20 protein-coding genes are annotated in these 20,239 nt (G+C 64.4%); 6 read left to right on the top strand and 14 right to left on the bottom strand.

The features are described from left to right. The first annotated feature begins 25 nt into the window (after positions 1–25). The gene (locus VGV37_RS08595) at positions 26–847 is read left to right on the top strand and encodes a YdcF family protein (protein WP_326879241.1); all 822 of its coding nucleotides are present in this window, start codon (positions 26–28) and stop codon (positions 845–847) included. Further along, positions 844–2,127 carry a nucleotide sugar dehydrogenase gene (locus VGV37_RS08600; protein ID WP_326879242.1) on the top strand — a complete coding sequence of 428 codons (1,284 nt, stop codon included), beginning with the start codon at positions 844–846 and terminating at the stop codon, positions 2,125–2,127. Before VGV37_RS08595 ends, VGV37_RS08600 begins: the two co-directional genes overlap by 4 nt. A 3-nt stretch (positions 2,128–2,130) precedes the next feature. Here the strand turns inward: VGV37_RS08600 and VGV37_RS08605 are convergent, their stop codons facing one another. The 8 genes from VGV37_RS08605 to VGV37_RS08640 all read right to left on the bottom strand — a co-directional run bounded on the left by VGV37_RS08605 (position 2,131) and on the right by VGV37_RS08640 (position 11,181). Continuing rightward, positions 2,131–2,523 (bottom strand): hypothetical protein, encoded by a 393-nt coding sequence (locus tag VGV37_RS08605; protein WP_326879243.1) that lies wholly within the window; start codon positions 2,521–2,523, stop codon positions 2,131–2,133. Positions 2,524–2,633: 110 nt separating this feature from the next. Continuing rightward, a complete protein-coding gene (locus VGV37_RS08610) occupies positions 2,634–3,755 on the bottom strand; it encodes a M35 family metallo-endopeptidase (RefSeq protein WP_326879244.1) in 1,122 nt (373 codons plus the stop codon). Positions 3,756–3,900: 145 nt separating this feature from the next. Then, entirely contained in the window at positions 3,901–5,292 is a 1,392-nt protein-coding gene (locus VGV37_RS08615) for an exopolysaccharide biosynthesis polyprenyl glycosylphosphotransferase (protein ID WP_326879245.1), read from the bottom strand. Positions 5,293–5,950: 658 nt separating this feature from the next. Then, positions 5,951–6,445, bottom strand: a complete 495-nt coding sequence (locus VGV37_RS08620; protein WP_326879246.1) for a GAF domain-containing protein — start codon at positions 6,443–6,445, stop codon at positions 5,951–5,953. Positions 6,446–6,470: 25 nt separating this feature from the next. Next, positions 6,471–8,072, bottom strand: coding sequence for a choline dehydrogenase (locus VGV37_RS08625; RefSeq protein ID WP_326879301.1), 1,602 nt, complete (start codon positions 8,070–8,072; stop codon positions 6,471–6,473). A gap of 54 nt (positions 8,073–8,126) precedes the next feature. Then, positions 8,127–8,669 carry a DUF962 domain-containing protein gene (locus VGV37_RS08630; RefSeq protein ID WP_326879247.1) on the bottom strand — a complete coding sequence of 181 codons (543 nt, stop codon included), beginning with the start codon at positions 8,667–8,669 and terminating at the stop codon, positions 8,127–8,129. Next, a complete protein-coding gene (locus VGV37_RS08635; RefSeq protein WP_326879248.1) occupies positions 8,666–9,328 on the bottom strand; it encodes a TetR/AcrR family transcriptional regulator in 663 nt (220 codons plus the stop codon). The genes VGV37_RS08630 and VGV37_RS08635 overlap by 4 nt, the downstream gene beginning before the upstream one ends. Positions 9,329–9,399: 71 nt before the next feature. Continuing rightward, complete coding sequence (locus VGV37_RS08640) at positions 9,400–11,181, bottom strand: ABC transporter ATP-binding protein (RefSeq protein WP_326879249.1); 1,782 nt, start codon at positions 11,179–11,181, stop codon at positions 9,400–9,402. Between the two features lie 177 nt (positions 11,182–11,358). On the opposite strand from VGV37_RS08640, the gene VGV37_RS08645 reads away from it, so the two are divergent. Then, positions 11,359–12,471 carry a glycosyltransferase family 4 protein gene (locus VGV37_RS08645; RefSeq protein ID WP_326879250.1) on the top strand — a complete coding sequence of 371 codons (1,113 nt, stop codon included), beginning with the start codon at positions 11,359–11,361 and terminating at the stop codon, positions 12,469–12,471. Positions 12,472–12,481: 10 nt separating this feature from the next. Here the strand turns inward: VGV37_RS08645 and VGV37_RS08650 are convergent, their stop codons facing one another. From VGV37_RS08650 to VGV37_RS08665, 4 genes are read right to left on the bottom strand one after another with little or no spacing between them, the layout of a single operon-like run. Continuing rightward, the gene (locus VGV37_RS08650) at positions 12,482–13,336 is read right to left on the bottom strand and encodes a hypothetical protein (protein ID WP_326879251.1); all 855 of its coding nucleotides are present in this window, start codon (positions 13,334–13,336) and stop codon (positions 12,482–12,484) included. Beyond that, positions 13,333–14,037 carry a glycosyltransferase family A protein gene (locus VGV37_RS08655; protein ID WP_326879252.1) on the bottom strand — a complete coding sequence of 235 codons (705 nt, stop codon included), beginning with the start codon at positions 14,035–14,037 and terminating at the stop codon, positions 13,333–13,335. The genes VGV37_RS08650 and VGV37_RS08655 overlap by 4 nt, the downstream gene beginning before the upstream one ends. Before the next feature lie 9 nt (positions 14,038–14,046). Continuing rightward, a complete protein-coding gene (locus VGV37_RS08660) occupies positions 14,047–14,484 on the bottom strand; it encodes a PqqD family protein (RefSeq protein WP_326879253.1) in 438 nt (145 codons plus the stop codon). A 42-nt stretch (positions 14,485–14,526) separates the two neighbouring features. After that, a complete protein-coding gene (locus tag VGV37_RS08665; protein WP_326879254.1) occupies positions 14,527–15,381 on the bottom strand; it encodes a hypothetical protein in 855 nt (284 codons plus the stop codon). A 25-nt stretch (positions 15,382–15,406) separates the two neighbouring features. On the opposite strand from VGV37_RS08665, the gene VGV37_RS08670 reads away from it, so the two are divergent. The 3 genes from VGV37_RS08670 (at position 15,407) to VGV37_RS08680 (ending at position 18,634) form a co-directional block, all read left to right on the top strand. After that, the gene (locus VGV37_RS08670; RefSeq protein WP_326879255.1) at positions 15,407–16,522 is read left to right on the top strand and encodes a hypothetical protein; all 1,116 of its coding nucleotides are present in this window, start codon (positions 15,407–15,409) and stop codon (positions 16,520–16,522) included. Between the two features lie 9 nt (positions 16,523–16,531). Beyond that, the gene (locus VGV37_RS08675; RefSeq protein WP_326879256.1) at positions 16,532–17,641 is read left to right on the top strand and encodes a nucleotidyltransferase family protein; all 1,110 of its coding nucleotides are present in this window, start codon (positions 16,532–16,534) and stop codon (positions 17,639–17,641) included. A 306-nt stretch (positions 17,642–17,947) separates the two neighbouring features. Then, positions 17,948–18,634 carry a hypothetical protein gene (locus VGV37_RS08680; RefSeq protein ID WP_326879257.1) on the top strand — a complete coding sequence of 229 codons (687 nt, stop codon included), beginning with the start codon at positions 17,948–17,950 and terminating at the stop codon, positions 18,632–18,634. A gap of 17 nt (positions 18,635–18,651) precedes the next feature. On the opposite strand, the gene smpB is transcribed toward VGV37_RS08680, so the two are convergent. Beyond that, entirely contained in the window at positions 18,652–19,128 is a 477-nt protein-coding gene (gene smpB, locus VGV37_RS08685; protein WP_326879259.1) for an SsrA-binding protein SmpB, read from the bottom strand. A gap of 35 nt (positions 19,129–19,163) precedes the next feature. Continuing rightward, the gene (gene dapA, locus VGV37_RS08690; RefSeq protein WP_326879260.1) at positions 19,164–20,045 is read right to left on the bottom strand and encodes a 4-hydroxy-tetrahydrodipicolinate synthase; all 882 of its coding nucleotides are present in this window, start codon (positions 20,043–20,045) and stop codon (positions 19,164–19,166) included. Positions 20,046–20,239 lie beyond the last annotated feature (194 nt).

The raw sequence follows: 20,239 nt of genomic DNA on the forward strand, positions 1-20,239 counted from the left end.
ATCCAGCCCGAGAGACGATCGCCCAATGTTCTTCCTCATCGCCAAGCTATACGGCTTCGTCGCCTCGCCCAGCCATTTCGCCCTGATCCTGCTGATCGTAGGCGCGCTGCTGCTGTTCACCCGCTTTTATCGAGCCGTGCGCTGGCTGTTCCTGCTGCTGGGCCTCGTCGGTCTGTTCGTGCTGCCGGGCGGCGTACAGCGGCTGGCGCAGCCGCTGGAAAACCGCTTTCCGGCGCAACCCACGCTGTGCCGGATCGACGGCATCATCCTGCTCGGCGGCGGGGAGGCGACGAAACTGTCGGTCCAACGTCGCCAACCGATCCTGGACCAGCGTGCCGGCAAGTATTTTGCCGCACTCGAATTGTTGCGCCGCTTTCCCGAGGCCAAACTGATCATCGCCGCCGGCAATGGCAGCCTGGATCCGGGCGGCACGCATGAAACCGACGTGGCGGCCGGGTTGTTCGCCCAGGCCGGTGTCGATCCCAGCCGCCTGCTGTTCGACCCGGACTCGCGGGACACCTTCGAAAACTTTGAGAACGCCAAGAAGATGGTCTCGCCCAAGCCGGACGAACGCTGGGTGCTGCTGACCGGTGCCATCCACATGCCGCGCTCCGTCGCGATCGCCCGCCAGGTTGGATTTCCGGTCATCCCCTGGCCGACCGACTATCACACGAGGCCGGACGGGCTGCTGTTCACGCAGAATTTCGGCCATAGCCTGGCCCTGCTCGACGACGTGTTCCATGAATGGATCGGCCTCGCGGTCTACCGCCTGACCGGACGCAGCAACGCCCTGCTGCCGGACGTGACGCCGGTCGATGGCGGGTGCGCGCCGGGAACCCCGTCATGAAGGACGAGACGCCTCCGGTCATTTCCGTCATCGGGCTCGGCTATGTCGGCCTGCCGCTCGCGGTCGCCCTGGCCGGGCATTATGAGGTGATTGGTTTCGATATCGATCCGTTCCGTATCGGCGCGATAAAATCAGGAAATGATCGGACCGGCGAGATCGCGCGCGAGGCGCTTCTCGCGACGTCGCTCGACGTGACGAGCGACGCCACGCAACTCGCCAGGGCGTCCATCCATATCGTCACCGTGCCCACGCCGGTGACCGAGCGCAACGAGCCGGACATGCGGGCGCTGTTCGCCGCATGCGAGACGGTCGGGCGCGTGCTGCGCCGTGGCGGCATCGTCGTGTTCGAGAGCACGGTCTACCCGGGCGTCACCGAGGAGCTGTGCGGACCGGCGCTGGAGCGCACGTCGGGGCTCGCGGCGGGCCGCGACTTTTTCCTGGGCTATTCGCCGGAACGCATCAACCCGGGCGACCGCGTCCATACCGTCGACCGCATCACGAAAGTCGTCGCCGGCCAGACGGCGGAGGTCGCAGCCACGCTGGCCGGGATCTATGGCCGGATCACCTCCGGCGGCACGTTCGTCGCCGCCTCGATCCGCGCCGCGGAAGCGGCGAAGGCGATCGAGAACGCGCAGCGCGACCTGAACATCGCCTTCATCAACGAAGTGACGATGATCTTCAATCGCCTGGGATTGTCGGTTCACGACGTGCTCGAGGCCTCGGCGACGAAGTGGAATTTTCTGCCCTTCAAGCCGGGTCTGGTCGGTGGCCATTGCATCGGCGTCGACCCGTACTACCTGGCCCATTGCGCCCAGGCGGCCGGGCACGAGCCCGAAATCATCCTGGCCGGCCGCCGCATCAACGACGGCATGGGTGCCTATATCGCCACGGAGGTTCTGAAGGCGCTGCAGGCGCCGGCCGGCTCCGCACCGCGCCTGCTGGTCCTCGGATTGACCTTCAAGGAGGATGTGCCGGACCTGCGGAACTCGAAAGTGGTCGATCTGATCGCCGTCCTGCGCGAGGCTGGCGCCGTCGTCACGGTGCATGATCCGCTGGCCGACCCGGTCGAGGCGATGGCGCTCTATGGCATCGCGTTGGAACGGGAATTTCCGACGGGCGGCTTCGATGCGCTGATCGCGGCGGTGCCGCATGCCGCCTATCGCGATTTTGCGCCGGAGACCTTCACCCGCCTGCTCCGACCGGACGGGCTGATCGCGGACGTCAAGGGCATCTGGCGCAAGCGCACCTTGCCGCCAACGCTGCGACGCTGGCAGCTTTAGCGCCTACTCGGGTGTCGGCATCGGCGATTCTTCGGCTGCCGGTGGCGCCGCCGGCGCCTGATAAACCACCGTCACCGATCGCTTGACCAGATCGACCAGATAACGGCCGCCGGCCTCATCCTCGATCGAGAGTTCGTCCGTATCGGACACCAGCGACATGCGCTTGAAGAATCGGTCGAAGGTCGGCAGCCCCGGCACGTTCTGCGGCGTGACCTGATAAATCTTGAGCATCCACAGCCGCGCGCCAGTCTGCGCGTCGATCGCCATCAGGTAGCCGCCGAACGGATCTCCGCCGTGCTGCGTGCTCTCCAGATCCTGTTCGTAGCGCACGCCCTTGTGGAACACCGGCGGCACTTTGGGCGGTGCCGGGCGGCTGGCTTGCGGCGGATTGCTCATCGAAGGCCTCTCCTGGTCGGGGGCGACAGACACCGGCGCCCCGTTGTCCGCAGCATGCGCCGCGCCTGCGACGATCGACAATGCCACGAGGGCCGCCGCCCCACATCGGTTCATATGATCTTGAGGGCCATCTTCCGCTCGCCCTCGGTCAGAACGCCGGCGCAGTCGGCAGCGAAAAAAGCCCAGCTGTCGGCGTTCCTGACGGCGGCGCTGCCTGGGAACCCGACATGGGGGCCGATGCCATACCAGGCGTAGCGGGCCCTGCCGATGTTCACGTCCTCGGTCCCGCAGACCAGATGGGTCAACTCATGGACGACGACGCGCGTCCAGTTCTTCTGACCCTGGACGACGCCGCCCTCGTCCTTGCGGAAGAAGGATTGCTCGATATAAACCACGTCGAGCCCTTCGCCGGCACTGGCGAAGGTGAACGCCTCGGAATCGCGATAGGCGATGTCGTCGGCGACCGTGGCGGCACGCAGCGGCACCCAGTCGGTCAAGATGAACTGTCCTTTGTTCAAGGTCGCGATGATCGCCTTGAAACCTGTATCCAGCTTGTCGATGAACCGATCGAGATCGGGCTCGGAGGTCGTCGGATCGGAAAACCAGCGCTTGACCAGATCGCGGGCGGTGCTCTTCGACTTGCCGCGCTTGACGTCCGAACTCTTTGCGTCGGCCAGCACCATGGATGTCCGCTGGCACCAGGCCATCGCCTGCTGGGTCGAGGTCGCCAGATACTTCTTCTGCGTCTCGGAGAAGATCTCGTTCTCGGTATCCAGAATCCGCTCGACCGCGTCCCGGGTCGACGTACGCGCATGGATATGGCGGGACGGCCAGTCGTGGAATTCCAGCGGCAGGGAATGGATCCACACCGCACGATTACCCGACTTTTTGACCAGATAGACGTGGCGCAGGAATTTGAGGGCCGCCGCGCGCATCTTGGATGCATCGTCGAGCGTCGTGGCGTTCGGCCGGTCGCTCCAGGCCTTGACCGCCTGCAGAATGCCGCGGCTTTCCGAGATCGCCTGATGCCCAATGAACTTGGCAGCACCCTGGGTCGTCTTCTTGCGAAGCTTCTGGAGACTTTCGGCATGGCCGACATCGAAGCCGGTCAGGCTCATCAGGCTATAGAGCGAAGCGACGAGATCCTGCCACTCGGGGTCGAAGGCGCCCTTGTTCTTCAGCCAAGCCCGCGCATATTCGTATTCAACCTTGAATTTCTTGTCCCAGTCCACGCTACCCCCGCTCTCTCGGGACGAGGCCCCCGACAGCGGACGAGCTTATGCGACCGTCACACACCACTCAAGCGCGCTTGCACAACCCGGATGGGCGCAAAGCACGAGCATGCCGAGATCGAGCGTCTGGCACCGTCGTCGGGCATCAATAGGCGCCCGATTTCCTGAGGACCGCCGGCAAGGTCTTGAGCATGATCAACAGGTCGAACTTCAGCGACCAGTTCAATACGTACCGCGCGTCGAACGCCACGCGCTCGTCATACGTCACATCGTTCCGACCGCTGATCTGCCACAAGCCGGTGATACCGGGCCGGACGAGATAGTAGAGGTCGATGTCCTCGCGATAGCGCTCGATCTCCGCTTCGACGATCGGACGGGGACCGACAAAGCTCATCTCGCCGCGCAGCACGTTCAGTAGCTGGGGCAACTCGTCGAGACTGCTGGAGCGCAGGAAGCGGCCGAGCTTGGTGATCCGCGGATCGTCCTTCAGTTTGAAATCGCACGCCCACTCGCGCGCCGCCTCGGGATCTCGCGCCAGGAGATCGGCCAGAACCTTGTCGGCATTATGGACCATCGAGCGGAACTTCAGGCACCGGAACGGCCGGCCGCCACGGCCGACCCGCACCTGGCCGTAGAAGGTCGGCCCGCCGTCCATCCGGATGACGAATGCGAAGATCAGGAACAGCGGCAGCAGACCCGACAGCAAGACGAGGGCGAGAAGGATCTCGCAGGCGCGCTTGATCCGGAGCCTGATCGCCTGGTCCAGCCGTGTCAGGCCCAATTCGAGCGACAGTCCCTGGCCCAGGGCATAGCGTCGTCCGGCAAAGCGCCGATTCGACGCTTCGGCCTGAATGGCACCGAACGGCATGCGGAATTGGACGAGATCGCGCAGGATTTCCTTTTGGGCGATCGCGGCATCGCCGTTGCCGGCCAGCAGGACGAAATCGACGTCCGCCCGGCGCAGATGTTCCTGGAGGGCGCGACGACCCTCCAATTCCGTCCCGGCCGACGGCTCGATCCAGTGAACGATCTCGACGCCGAGCGACCGGTCCGAGTGCAGCGCATCGCTCACCCGCGCCCGGAGGCTTTCCGGGCCGACGACCAGGGTTCGCAAGCGCCAGCGCCCCAGGCGGAGCAGAATCGATCGGGCCGTTTCGCGCACCACTCGTAAAAATACGGCGATCGAAAACCAGACGACGACGGATTCCCAGAGGAAGCGTGCCGTGAACCGATCGGAGAAGCCCGACAGCATCAAACTGAGACCGAAGGCACCGAGGCAGCCGATGAGGACGACCCGGACTTCGGCCCGGCTCGTCGCGCGCGAAGTATAGCGGCCGCAGGCGGCGTAGTAGCAGAGCATCGACGCGGCAGAGGCGTAGATGAACCAGTGGTTCCAGCCGGACAGTTCGGCCGTCAGCGACCGGCCCGGCCCGGCGAACCAGGACAGGACCAGCAGACCGGCACAGGCGATGGCGATCACGTCGGCGAAAAGCAGCCAGTAGACGTTGCCCGCAGACTTATGGTGGACCGCTGCCATCCGGGCATTGATCACCCTATAGTTTAGGGAAACATCAAGATCCATTATTGAAACACACCTATAACGCGATACCGCCGACGGCAGTTGCAGTCTTCAAATCCGTCCGCCTGACCGAGGGTCAATCAAAAATACCCAGATCCGGTGTCGACAGGCTTATCACGTATCAATTCAGACAAATTACGGCAATTTTAGGAACTTACTCGAAATAAATTTAGTGAACCAGAAATCTGAACAGAAAAATTGTGAAGTTTTTATCTTACGAAACAGCAAAGTTCAAACATGACACTCTCAAGCCAGGGCGCCCCGTCCGTCATCGAAACAACTCTGCCTGGTTCGGAAGATCCGGACCCTGCTCCGTGCAAGCACATCATGAAAAGCCCAGCGCGAGGAGTGAGGCGCTACACAGGTACCGAACAAAGGCATTACGCCAAAGGTGCTTAGCCAGCTATGCGACGAAAGGACTGGCGATTCAGCCGGTCGATCTTGGTCGAAGGCTAGCCCGCGACAGATCGACTGGAAAGGACAGTCAGGCAGAAATGCGCGCGCTCAGCGAAACTTTGTCGCGACCTGTGGCCATCCGGCCATGGAATTTCGGCTTTCCTGGTTTGGGGCAACCGCGCCCCGGGGGATCAACACCGCAGCCGGCAGGAACGATCCGTCAAATCGCGGTGGAAAGATGACCCATCAATACCCCGACCAGCAATTCGCACCCCTGCCGGTCATCCGCATCGAATCGACCCGGCCGCGGACTGTCGAGATCGAGGACTCCCACGACGGCGCCATCACGAACGAGCGGCACGACGAGTTCCGAGCGGGACGCCGCATCGCATGCGATATGGCCAGGAAAGGCGTGAACGTCATCGACGATGACGCTCGACGCCCGTTCCACGGCGGTGCCGCAGACGCCCCTGCCGACCGGGATGCGGACGCAGGCTGGCTTGCCCTGGAAGGGCCCCAGCACCAGCTCGCCGCCCCGCATCAGATAGAAGCCGGCCCAGTTGAGTTCGTCCAGCCCATCCATGACGAGCGCCGATGCATTGGCGAGATTGGCGATCGGATCCGGCTCGCCCGCCAGCAAGGCTTCGAGCGCTTCGGCCAGTTCGGCGTAGAGCTCGCTCTTGGTGAGCGCGGTGGAGCTCTTGGCGACGTACATCGTGATCTTCCTTTCGGCGGCTGCGTCATCCCGCGGCAATCTGGCGCCCCATCATCATAGCCGCTGCCTTTTCGGCGATCATGATCGTCGGGGCGTTGGTGTTGCCGCCGACGAGCCGCGGCATGACCGACGCGTCGACCACGCGCAGCCCATCGATGCCGCGCACCCGGAGCGACGGATCGACCACCGCATCGGCGTCGTCGCCCATCCGGCACGTCCCGACCGGGTGATAGATCGTCTCGCCGGCGAGCGCAATCAAGCGATCGAGATCTTCGTCCTCGACTGCGTCGGGTCCGGGGACCAGTTCCGCTCCGCGATAGAGCATCAGGGCCGGTCGCTCCAGGATGTCGCGAACCAGCCGGACACCGGCGCGCATGACCGTCCGGTCCGTCTCCGTCGCCAGATAGTTCGCGTGGATGTGCGGCGGCACCGCCGGATCGGCCGATGCGAGCGTGATCCGGCCGCGGCTTTCGGGTCGAAGCTGGCAGACGTGGCAGCTATAGCCATGGCGGTCCGGCCTGATGCGGCCGTGATCGCGCAGGCGCGTCGCCATGAAATGCAGCTGGATATCGGGTCGCGACAGCGCGCGATCCGTCTTTAGGAAGCCGCCGACCGGCACGATCGGCGCCGCACCCAGCCCGGTCCGCCCGGTCAGATAGTCGAATGCCACTCTCAGCCGGCCAAGCGGCGACAGCTCGCGATAGATCGTCACCGGTCGTCGCGACTCGTATTGCACGATCAGGTCGTAATGGTCCTGTAGATTGGCGCCGACCGCCGGGCGGTCGAGCACGACCGCGATGCCGTGCCCGCGCAGCGCATCGGCCGGCCCGATGCCGGACAGCATCAGGATCTGCGGGGAATTGACCGTGCCGCCGCATACGACGACTTCCCGCACCGCGCGGACGCGCTTCGACCCCGCGCGGGTGTGGTAGTCGACGCCGACCGCCCGGCCCTGTTCGATCACCAGCCGGTGCACCATGGCTCCTGTGACGATCCGCAGATTGGGACGATCGCTGACGGGAGCAAGGTAGGCGACCGCGGCGCTGCAGCGGCGACCGTCGAGGATCGTCGATTCGTACCAGCCGAGACCCTCCTGGTCCGCCCCGTTGAAGTCCTCGTTGATGCGCTGCCCGGCCTCGCGTCCAGCCGCCAAAAACGCCTCCAGCAAGGGTTGGCCGCGTGGGCCCGGCGTGACGGCGAGCGGCCCGGCCTCGCCATGCAGTCCGCCTGGCCCCGGGCCGGCCAGTCGGCGCTCCGACCGGATGAAATAGGGCAGCACGTCCGCCCAGGACCAACCGCTGCAGCCGAGCGTGGCCCATTCGTCATAATCGGCCGGATGACCGCGGACATAGAGCATGGCGTTGAGCGAGGACGAACCGCCCAGCACCTTGCCGCGCGGCCAATAAAGCCGGCGTCCGCCGCAATGCGGCTCGGGTTCGGTCTGATACGCCCAATTGACCCAGCGGTGCTTCAATAGCTCGACCAAGCCGCCCGGCATGTGGATCAGCGGGTTCCAGTCGCGCGGCCCCGCTTCCAGCAGCAGGACGGAGATATCGGGATCGGCGCTCAGCCGGTTGGCCAGCACGCAGCCGGCCGACCCGCCGCCGACGATGATATAGTCCGGCACCGCCAAGCCGATCTCCCGTTCGAGTGCGCCCGCTGTTGGGCGCGACCGATCCCGTCAGGCGTGCCGGGCGCCTTTGAGCGTCATCTCGGCGCCGGGAAAGTCCCGCATCACGATGCGACGCTCGACCTCTTCCTGCAAGCCGCGCTTCAGCCCCAGGGCGAAGAACAGTTCCGCCGTCAGGAAGATAGGCGAGACCACGGTCTGGAACAGGTTGGACAGGAGCGCCGGCTTGTTGCCCTCGAACCAATGCCCGATCAGCTGCACGATCCAGCCGGCGACGAAAAGGCCCGCGAAGATTTCGAGCGCCGGTGCGGTACCGAGCGCCGCGATCGATCCGGCCGCCCACACCAGCGGTACGAACAGGATGGCCATCGCAAGGCCGATCGCGAGGTCGAGCTTGATGTAATAGAGCGTCAGCACGACCGCCACGATCAGGGCAGGCGTGACACCGACAGGGCCGATCGCCACCGTCGCGAACGACAATGGGATCAAGGCGGCGAAGATGATCGTCGGCACGCCGACGAAATGGGTCAGCCGGTTGCGCAGATCCCGATGATAGCAGCCATAGAAGGCCATGTGTTCGGCAAGCGTCTTCATCGCACGGCTCCCAGAAGTGGCCCGCCGCTCGGACGCCGGAGCGGCCGGTCATGGCGCGATTGCAGGAAATCACGGGTAACGCCGGTCCAGAGCCCGCGCAGGGCGGCCTGGCCATCAGGGCTCTCGGCGAGCATCTCCTGCATCGCCATGCCGCGCAGCACGAACAGGGTCAGGGTCAGCAGATCGCCGCCGCCGGTCGCGTCCGGCGTGGCCGAACCCCAGGCGCCGCGGAAACTGTCGATCAATTCTACGAAGACCGGGTGCAGCCGGCCGGCAAGCGCGCGATCGGTGCGGCAGGCCACGACCAATTCGAACAGTACGTCGCGATGGCGGCCGCAGTAGAAGCGCTGCCAAACCTGCTCGATCAGGGACGTGAAGCGATCCTCCTGACCGTCGAGCGTCGCCGCAACCGCCCGGGCTGCGGCGGCGGCATCCGCCATCATCGCTTCGGCCGCGGCCGCGATCAGCTCCTGCTTGCTCGGGAAGTGATGGGCCCAGGCACCGCGCGACACGCCTGCCTGCTTGAGGATCACGCTCAACGAGGCGCCATGGAAACCGTGCGCCTGCAGGCAATCCAGCGTCGCCTCGATCAGCAGGGCCCGCATGTCACGGCTGCGCTCTTCCTGAGTCCGGCCCGGGCCTATGCCTGCTGTCGACATGACATTCTCGAAAAAGAAACCGACTGATTGGTTTGTATATTATCGGATCAAACGGTTCAAGAATTCATCGGTCATCCGGGAACCTGACCACCGACCGTTCGGGCAAGCCAGCTCCCGGGGCGCGTCAGCAGCGCGTCCCAGGTGCCCTGGTCGGTGACGCGACCCGCCTCGACGACGATGATATGGTCGGCCTGACGGATCGTCTCCAGCCGGTGGGCGATCACGAGCATCGTCACGCTATGCTGAAGGCGATTGAGCGCGTCCTGGATCAGGCGTTCGTTCGCATTGTCCAGGTGGCTCGTCGCTTCGTCGAGGACGAGGAAGCTGGGGTCGCGCAGTAGCGCCCGCGCCAGCGCGACGCGCTGCCGCTCACCGCCTGAAAGATGGGATCCACGGTCGCCGAGCACGGTGTCGATGCCTTCAGGCAGGCGATCGACCGTCTCGTCGAGCGCCGCCGTCTGCAACGCGTGACGCAGCGCCGCCTCGTCCGCGTCGGGCCGGGCCCAAAGCAGATTGGCCCGCAAGCTGTCGTGGAACAGCACGTCGGACTGCGGCACATAGGCCGACCCCTGATGCCAGGCGGCCCGGGACGCCCCTTCGAGCGCAACGCCGCCCACCAGGATCCGGCCGCCGCTCGGCACCAGCAGCCCCAGCGCCAGATCCGCCACCGTGGACTTGCCGGCCCCGGACGGGCCGACGATCGCCGTGGTCCGACGATGTTCGAGCCGAAAGTCCATATCGCGGACCGCGGGCTCCGCCCGCCCGGGCCAGGTCAGCGACACGCCTTCGAAGACGATCGTCCCGGTCGGGCAGGCGATGCCGACCATGACCTTCGGCTCGGCCACGGCATCGAGCCGCCGGAACAGCTGTTCCGCCTCCGCCCAGGCCGCCAGGGCTTCCGCCGACATGTGGGCGTGCTGCAGCACCTCTGTCAGTGCCGGCACGAGGCGCGCGAAGACGGCGATCAGCACGAGCAGCGCCGGCCCCGCGGCGCCGAGCTTGGTCACCGAAATCCAGATCACGAGGGCCAGGCCCAGCAGGGCCGAAATCCGGAAGCCCGATCTGGCGAGTACGCGCTGCTGCCAGAGCCCGAGCCGCCGGGCCCGCAGGTCGTCCAGCGTGCGCACGAAATGATCGGTCAAGCCGCGCTCGGCGCCGTGGGCCTTGGCCAGCTTGATCGCCGCAATATGGTCGCTGACGATCGCCTGCACCGTGTGCTGGCCGCGCATGACCTCGCGTCCCTTGCGGAAGGCCCGGCGCAGCCGGACGACCTGGAACGGCATCAGGAGCAAGCCGACCCCGAGTGCTACCACACAGGGTCCGGGCGCCACCGCGACCGCGATCGCGATCTGGACGATCACCGCCAGCATCCGGGCGGCGAATTGAATGAGCGCGACCACCCCCTCCCCGGCACGCGTGAGCGTGTCGGAAATGACAGCGACCAGATCCGACGATCGTTCGCGCTGCAGCGCCATCCAGTCGGCGCCCATCGCGGCCGCCTGGAAGCGCCGGCGTAGCACCAGCATGAAGCGCTCCTGCAACGCCGGCGCTTCCATTTCGCGGAACGACGACAGCACCGTCACCACGATCGCGGCGGCGATCCACAATCCGATCAACCCGGTCTCGCCAATCCTGTTCTGCAGATCGAACAGGCCGAAGGACTGCAGGGTCCGCGACAAGGCGCCGGTCATGGCCGTCTGGCCGGTCAAGCCGGCGAGGGACAGCAACGGCGCCAGCATCAGCAGCAGGACGCCCTCGGCCAATGCCGCCACCGCCGACGCGACGATCGTCACGGCCACCCGGAGTCCCGCCTCGTCCCACAATGCCGAAAAATAAGTGCCGACGTTCCGCAAGGTCGTTTTCTGGGGGCGGATTTCGATGTCTCCCGCCCGAGTCCCGTCAGGCATTGTCGATGATATGTTCACGGGCTCGACGGAAGCCACGCGTCGGCCACCGGCGATTGGCACGGCACTGGTTGTAGATTCGCCGTCATCCTTGTCAAGCGATGGCGGCTCGTGCATGGAGGGCGCATGAAGCTGCTCCATATCACCTCGGCCTTTCCTCCCTCCATTGGCGGGGTCGAGACGTTCGTCGCCGATCTTTCGGCCTGGCAAGCCGCGAACGGTGTCTTCGCGACCGTGGTGGCGGGCAGCACCGACGGCGATGCGAGGGAGGAACACCACAACGGCGTCCCGCTGCATCGCCTGCCGTTCGTGGACGTGCTCGGCCGCCAGGACCTGGGCGACATCATGGCTCTGCGTCGCCGATTGGCGTCGTTCGTCGCCAGCCAGGCGCCCGATGTCATCCACCTGCACCCGGTCGCGGCGGAAATGATCTTCATGCGGGACGTCGCCAAGGCGGCCGCCGTCCCCGTCGTGACCACCCTGCACGTCGACATCGCCTGGCAGCCGGCCGCTTACCAGACCAACCTGCGCGGCTTGCTGGCACGATCCGACAGGATCGTCGCGGTGTCCCGGCCGATGCTGGAGAATGCGGCCCAGACCTTTCCCGACCTGGCCGGCCAGTTGCGCCTTGTTGAAAACGGCATGCCGTGGCGCGACCCGAGTGCGGACCAGGCCGAACCGGCGCATTTTCTCTACCTGGGTCGCCTGGCCGGAGAGAAGGGTGTCGACATTGCCCTGCGGGCGGTAGCGCTGCTGACCGATCGGATCCCTGCCCTGCACCTGACGATCGCCGGCGACGGGCCGGAACGCGCCGCACTCGAAGCCCTGACCGAAGCTCTCGGCCTCGGCGAACGGGTCAGCTTCCTGGGGCAGGTCGGACGCGATCGGATCTCCACCCTGATGGCACGGCACGTGGCACTGCTGGTGCCGTCGCGCTGGGAGGAACCGTTCGGCCTGGTCGCGATCGAGGCGGCGATGGCCGGTCGGCCCGCGATCGTCTCCATCTCGGGCGCGTTGCCGATCCTGGTCGAGCATGGCGTCACCGGACTGCATGTCGAACGCGACGATCCCGAGGCGTTGGCCGACGCGATGATCGGTCTGGTCCAGGCGCCTGCGCGGGCGGCGCTCATGGGGCGCGCCGCCGCCGGGCAGGCCGCCACCAAATGGTCCATCGCCCGGTGCGGCGAAGCCTACGGACGGATCTATGCCGAGGCGATCGGCGCGAAGCCAGGCGCCTAGCAGTAGCCAATTAGATCTTCAAAGGCACCGGGACACCGAGCGCGTCCCGAAGATAGCGGAGCGCCGCCAGCAGGGGTTCCCGCGGAACGCGGGCGCGCAACTCCGCGACGGTTGTCCATTCGTCGGACGACAGCAGCGACGCCAGCATCGCAGCATCGATCATCGCTGGAACATGGCTCGCTGCGATCGGAGGATAGCCGGTGATGCAGCAGCAGACGAACAGCAAGGGCGTCGACAGCAGGGACAAGCCACCGCTTCGGTCGGCGAGAAGTTCATCGACCATCGGGCTGCGGTCGGTCGGGAACAGCCGGTCGAGCAAAACGACCCGGGCGCCGCTGGCAGCCTTCAGCTCGAGGCCGCCCCCCAGCGTACGCTCCTGCACGAAGCCATCCGCCCTGCAAAGCGCCTGCAGTGCCGGAAGGGCCTGTGTCTCGGCGATGATCGTGACCGCCGTGATATGGCGCGCCTCCGCCTTCGGATAGGCGATCTGGGCCGTCGCGGCATCGCCGCCGAGCAGGCTCGACACGCCAGCGTCCTCCATCAGCCCGTTCAGCCGTTCGATGATCGCCAGATAGCGGGTCGTGCGCAGCGGTTCGACCATCTGGGTGAAGCCCAGCACCGCGCGCAAGGACGGCGGCGCCTTTTCGCCCCGCAATTCGATGGCATAGGCGAGGGCCGGAAGGTTCGATTTGAATGGATTGGGGTTGGCCCTGAGTGCGGCAAGGCCGCCGCCGAGTTCGAGCCAGCTCTCGAGATCCTGCGCTCCCGTCGGATTTCCCGGCAGGCACGCCCGGACGAAGACGGTATGCAACTCGCCCGGCCGACGTGGCGGCAGCCAGCGGCGAATCTCCGCTCGGACCGTCACTTGACGCCTGCCGACGGCGGTTTGGCGGCGCGCAGCTTGTCCCGGATGAGGTCGAGAAATTCGTCTCGCGCATCCTGTGAGGCCACCCGCGACAGGTTGGAATTATGGCGACGGCGCCGGACCATGGCGTCCGCCAGGACGTGCACACCGATGCCCTCGGCCTCCGCCCGCATGATCCAGCGGATCAGATCGGTATGCCGGCGGGTCGAATCGAACGGTCCAACCCGGTCGAACGTAGCCTTGGATGCCACCAGGGCGGAGGCGCAATAGCCGGGCAGCACCTTGGAAAAACGCGTTTCGGCGACCTGGGCCCGCTCCTCTTCGACCTCCTCCATCCAGAAGTTCTCGACGCCGCACACGCAGATGCCCGTGTTCGCGAGAGCCTCCAAGGCCTCAGCCTGCATTTGGAGCTTGCCGGGCACCCAGATGTCGTCGCAGTCGAGCAAGGCGACGAGATCACCCTGCGCCTCCGCGATCCCGGCATTCCGCGCGGATGCGGGCCCAAGCGCCGGCGTACGCAAAACCCGGACAGGCGTGCCGAACGCCTCCGCGACCTCTGCGCTGCGATCGGTTCCCCCATCGTCGACCACGATGATTTCGGAGGGGGGCCTGGTCTGACCGAGCGCACTTTCGATGGCTTGGGCCAGAAACCGCTCGCCGTTCCGCACAGGAATGACGCAGGTGATCGAAGCATTCGACATCGGGCAGGCTTAAATTTTCTTGGTCGGCAAACGGTCCGTCACCCGGGTCGGCAATTCCGGCATCGGCGGATCCAGCGCCAGCATCATCGCCATGTCGTCGAACTTGTCGATGCCTGGTTCCGCGTAAGGACCCCATCGCTCGGCAGAGGCTTGCAGCGCAGGCAAATCCGTTTCGGCCGGCATGGGTACGACGAGCTTTTCCGCGACCAATTGGCCCAGAAACGCGGATATCTGCGCAGGGGCCGTCGCCGGAACCTCGTCGAACGCGGCCTCGACGGCAGCGACCAGTCGCGGGAGATCGCCACCCTGGGCCAACACCTGCCAAATCACGACGGCACAGCCGGAAAAAGAGAAGTAGTCACCAGTGACCAGATTTATGGCGATTGCCTCCCTGTCCATGTTCTTGGAGGCAATGTTTTGTTCGTCCACCACATAGATATTCGACATTTACAATCGTGCCCAAAAAGAGAGAAACGTAAGCAATCGCAATCAGAAAGGATCCGATAGACCCTCGCGGATTTCATCCTGAAGGCCAAAATGCGCGAGCCGTTCAGTTACTTCAGCGTAGTTCTGGATACTTTCCTCGAGAGAGAGTGTTGAGAGGCGTCCCGCAGCCGGCGGAACCGCTATCGGATCGACGTCGAGGAATTTGAAAACGTTCGCACTCGCGGTGGGCCAGTCTCCCACCATCTCGCCATATTCGAGACGATGGACAGAATGCCCGGCGATCATTTCCCCAATCTTCGCATGCCAGCGTCGCATTCCGACAAAATATCGAACGACAGCCTGTGGATCGAGTGTGAGCGGACGGTCGACGTACCCTGCCTGCCTGCGTTCGTTTTGGTACACGCCGGTCTGCTGCGATTTGACCAGGGAGAGGTAGGATCGTAGCAGGGAATGCCTGACCAGGTGGATGATCGAGAGATCGGTATCGCGTTGCAAGAACGCGGCAAGTGTCTTGTTTTCCGGCACCAGAAGCTGGCCGTACAGGATTTTGAAGCCGACCGCCCTGATTAGGGGGGAGCGGCCGTTCCAGATGTGCGATGCCAGGAATTTGGGCCCGTCTTCACGGCAAAGTCGTTCGAGATGACGTTGACTGACGAACGCCGGCGCTTGCTCCTTGCCCCAGCCAATGAATGCGCCATTGAAGAGTTCGCCGTACGAGGCTATGGCCGGGTGCTGGGACAAGGTCCACACCAGCATGGTCGATCCGGAGCGGGGCGGTGCGACCACGATAAAACGCCGGTAGTCGAAGGTTTCAACGAATTTGCCGGTGAAAGGCAGGGCTTTTCTCACCGCATCGGCCACAAAAATCGCGCGATTGACTACCTTTATACCGCGCATGTCATAGACCCTTGATCCAAGCTCTTTGAGCTTGGTACTGACATTCGTGAAACAGCGCAACATTAAGGTATTGGTGAACGTCGCAATGATTTCCCAGGTACGCGGCGACACACAAATCCGCACGGTGGTCGATCTAATCGAAGATGAATTTACTCGGCAGCGCGGCCTCGACGCGCGTCCGGATTTGCGCGTTACCATTGATCTGGCGAGCCAGCCGGTTCAACTCGAGGTATATGGGCCGGTTCTTGCCGAACATCTGGGTGGGGTGTTCAATCATCTTGTCATAGACGCCGCAACGCCGCGACGCGCATTGTTCATCGAGTTGGCGACGCTTCACGAAGCCACCATCGAATTCCGGGAGAAATTGTCCGTGCCGCCCCCGGGCATAGTGGTCGCCGAACCACTGGGTCCTCTCATGGTGGAACTACATGCCGGATTGTCGGTGGCCACCGATCGCGCCGCGGCACGGGTCACCGCGCTCGCAGGCGCGATAGGCGATCTGCCGTCATCGCACCTCAGCCACCCTTTCGCCCATGTCTTCGGCTGGCTGGGTGCGCAGCGTCAGGCCTACATCACGCACGGCGCCGCCATCGGCCGTGACGGCCGCGGCCTGCTGTTCGCGGGCAGCGGCGGCCAGGGCAAGAGTACGACGGCACTCGCCTGCGCCGCCGCCGGCTGGGAATTCGCCGGCGACGATTTCATGATGCTGGACCGCACGGCGGCCGGCACCTACGCCGCCCATTCGCTCTATGCGACCGGCCGCCTGCATCCCGCCCAGGCGGCTCGCTTCCCCTCGCTCGTGGCGAATTGGGACAGCCTGCTCTCGCCCGAGGACAACAAGCTGACCTTGTTCCCTCGTGCCGGCGCCGTCTCGCTGGTGCGCCGCATGACGATCGAAGGGATCGTGCTGCCCATCGTCGGGCCGGACCAGGGCGAGATCACGCCGCTGCCCCGCGCCGCAGCGTTGCGGGCGCTGATGGCCGATTCGGTCCGGATCTATCCGTGGCTGACCCGCGAGCGCATGCAATTCTATGCGGAGGCCGTCGAAACGCTGCCTTGCTACAAGCTGACCGTCGGGCCGGACATCGCCGCGATTCCTGCCGCGGTCGGGCGCGCCCTCGATCGGGCGCTTCAGCGGTAGTATGGCTTCATGACAAAACGGGAAACCTTGCTGCCGAGCCCCGAGGAAGAGTTGCTGCTGCAAGCCGCGCTTGGCGACCGGCCGACGGCTCTCCCGGCCTGGGAAGCCTGGTGCAGCGCCTTCGACTACGACGACCTGAACAGCGGCACGCGTCGCCTGTTTCCGCTGTTGCATGCCAACCTCTCGGCATTCGGCATCGTCGATCGACGGCTCGCTCCGAAGGACGACAGCCAACGGCTCGGCTGGTACCGCAGCCAGCAATTGATGCAGCGGCTCCGCCGCGTGCTCTCATCCTTTTCGGACGCGGGCATCGAGACGATTCTGCTCAAGGGCCTGCCGCTGGCCTTCGCCTATTACGACCATCCGGATCACCGGCCGATCGGCGATCTCGACGTGATGGTCCGCCATCGGGACTGGCGGCGCGCCGTGGATATTCTGATCGCCACGGGCTGGCACACCGACGATCCGGAAATAGACCCGTTGCAACGCAGTGCGCATGCCATCGTATTCATCGATCGCCAGGGTTTCGAATTCGACCTGCATTCCTCGCCCTTTCAGGAATGCGTCGAACTGCCGAAACTGGAAGGCTTCTGGAACGCGGCAATCCCACTGGTACGGCCGGGCATCGTCTCCCTATCGCTGTGCGCGTCGGACCAGCTTCTGCATTGCCTGACCCACGGCCTGCGCCGGAACGAGGTATCGAGCGTCCGATGGGTGGCCGACGCCGTCATGATCCTGCGGCGCGAGCCGGAATTGGATTGGCAGCGATTGCTCGAGCAGAGCGCCATCTTGCGCCTGCGCCGGCCGGTCTCGACCGGCCTTGCCTATGTGGCGGCGCTCTTCCCCAACCTGGTGCCCGCGAAGATCCTCGGCGCGTTTGCCGGCCATACCGTCGGCTGGCTGGAGCATGTCGAGTGGCATGCCCGTAAGCACGAGCGGCTCACCGGCCCGGGATCGCGTCTGGGAGCGTTCTTTCGCCTGCACGGCCAGCGGCCGCTGCGCGATCAACTCGCGGCCTTGCCATCCTATCTCGCCGATACGTTCGGTACGCGATCGCGCGTCGAAACGGCGATTGCCTTAGGACGCAAAAGCTTGAAGGCGTTGAGAAAACGCTCCTAGCCTGCGGCCTCGGGCCGGACGCCAGGAGCAAGCTTGCGAACTGACGACCGCGCCGCCGGAAGAGCTTCTCTTTCGCGACAGGCAATTGCCCGCAACATTGAATGCGCAGTCGGCGTTCGTCGGAGATTTTTCTTTCTGCAAATTAAATTAGCAATTTTTCTCATTAAATAATTTTATTTGTAAAATAAATAAAAATCGATACTTTGGCCGAATAAATCTCAGTATCGCTGCATTTACTATGATCATCCTTCGAGCGGCGAAATTGATGCCTCTGCGATTCCAATATACTGACGTGGAGATTGCGAGATGCTTCAGATCTCTCGGGAGGAAAATCAAGAATGCGCAGAAAAACTGTATTTCCCTGAATGGTTTGACTCGAATATCAAAATTTCCGCCGAGGAAATGCACAAGCTTCCTGCGCGGCGCCCGATCGATCCAGAAAACATCACGCTCGCTCTCGACAGCGTCAATCTGCTGTGCGAGGCGTGTCAGTCCTTTGGCGTTTCACCAATCTTCCGCAGCCACGCAGCCTCGCTGACCGCGGCGGAAAAACAGCGCATCGTAGCGCCAGCCATGGTGCAGAAGACCGTCACACTGCGTATTGGCGGCATGACGGTGCTCTGTACCGCCATTGGCGATCCAATTCTCCGCCGGGCGGATGCCCGAGAAATCGGAGGACACTTGGGCCTCAGCCGATCGGCGATGAAGAGCCTGCATATAAACCCCGTGGACTTCGATCCGTTGAGCCAGTTGGGGCTGCCCCAGGGCATGGTATCGCCATTCTTGCCGCCCGGGCGCCGGACTCTTTTGAAGGCAGTCGTTCTGATCGATTCCATCGAAGATGGACCAGAGACCGATGGTCTCGTGGCAGTGTCCTTGTCGCTGAACTGGAGCCTTCTGATCGATGCGAAGCGCTTCGGTCTCATTTTGCGGCAATATGCCAAGCACGCCTACCCTTGGATGCCGCTGATCGATTTGCGCTGCCGACACTGAAGCTTGCCTCGTGTTCGTCAGTCCGCTGACTTCTTGTCTCGCATGATGCGCGATTTCTCGCGATTCCAGTCGCGGGTCTTTTCCGCCTCGCGCTTGTCGTGCTTCGCCTTGCCGCGGGCCAGACCCAGTTCGACCTTGGCGCGCCCGGTCTTGTTGAAATAGATCGACAGCGGCACGAGCGTGACGCCGTCGCGCTTGATCGTGCCCAGCAGCTTGTTCACTTCCTTGCGATGAAGCAGCAGCTTGCGAGCCCGGCGCGGCTCGTGGTTGAAGCGCGACGCGCCCTCATATTCGGGAATGTGCGAGTTCACCAGGAAGATCTCGCCGTTCTCTTCGCGCGCGAAGGATTCGACGATGCTGGCATGGCCTTTGCGCAGGGATTTGACCTCGGTACCGACCAGCACGATGCCGCACTCGAGCGTATCGTCGATGAAATAGTCGTGCCGCGCCTTGCGATTCTGGGCGACGAACTTGTCTGTCGGACGCAACGCCACGGGACCGTTCCTAACTCTGCTCTACGCTCTACGCTTCAATTCAGCAGTCCGGCCTGGCGCATCGCCGTCTCGACACGCGTCTTGGCGGCCGCCGAGATTTCGACCAGAGGCAGACGCACGCTGGGCGCGCTACGGCCGAGCAGCGAGGCCGCATACTTGACCGGGCCGGGACTGCTTTCGCAGAACATCGCGTCATGGACCGGCGCCAGCCGCTGGTTGATCCGCGCCGCCGTGGCGAAATCGCCGGCGTCCCACGCGCGATGCATCAGGACCAGGTCGCCGGGCGCGATATTGGCGGTCACCGAAATGCAGCCGTGGCCGCCCTGGGCCCGATGGGGCAAGGCCGTGATGTCTTCGCCCGTCAGCTGCCAGAACGGCGTCCGCACGGCAAGCGTGGTACGGATCGGGCGGGCGAGATCGGCGGTGGCATCCTTGACGCCGGCGATGCGCGGCAGTTCGGCCAGGCGCGCCATGGTCTCGACCGACATGTCGGCCGCGGAACGTGCCGGCACGTTGTAGATGATCAGCGGCAAGTCGGTTGCATCGTGCAACGCCCGGTAATGCTGGTAGAGGCCTTCCTGGGTCGGGCGATTGTAATAAGGCACGACGACGAGCGCCGCATCCGCGCCGGCCTTCTGGGCGTGAAGCGTCAGCTCGATCGCTTCGGCCGTCGAATTGGACCCGGTGCCCGCCATCACGACGGCCTTGCCCTTGGCGACCTCGATACAGAGTTCGACCACGCGGCGATGCTCGTCATGGCTCATGGTCGCCGATTCGCCCGTGGTGCCGCACGGCACCAGGCCTTGGGTTCCCTCGGCGACCTGCCAGGCGACCAGATCCTGGAAGGCGCGCTCGTCCACTTTGCCGTCGGCCGAGAACGGAGTGATCAGCGCGACGTAGGATCCGGTGAATTGCATGGTCATTCCTCCAGGCCTGCCGACGGTGTCCCGTGATCTGGGACCCGGCCTTCGGGCGGCCGCCTCTCTTCGGTCCGACCATAGCGAGCAGGGCTGGCGCCCGCAACAAACCCTGCAGATGCCGTGCCCTGCCCTGTCCGCGGCGCATCGCGCGGCCGAACGAAACCCGTGCCGCGCCCCCAAGGTCGCTTGGC

The organism is Aliidongia sp., from assembly GCF_035943795.1.
Lineage (GTDB): Bacteria > Pseudomonadota > Alphaproteobacteria > ATCC43930 > CGMCC-115725 > Aliidongia.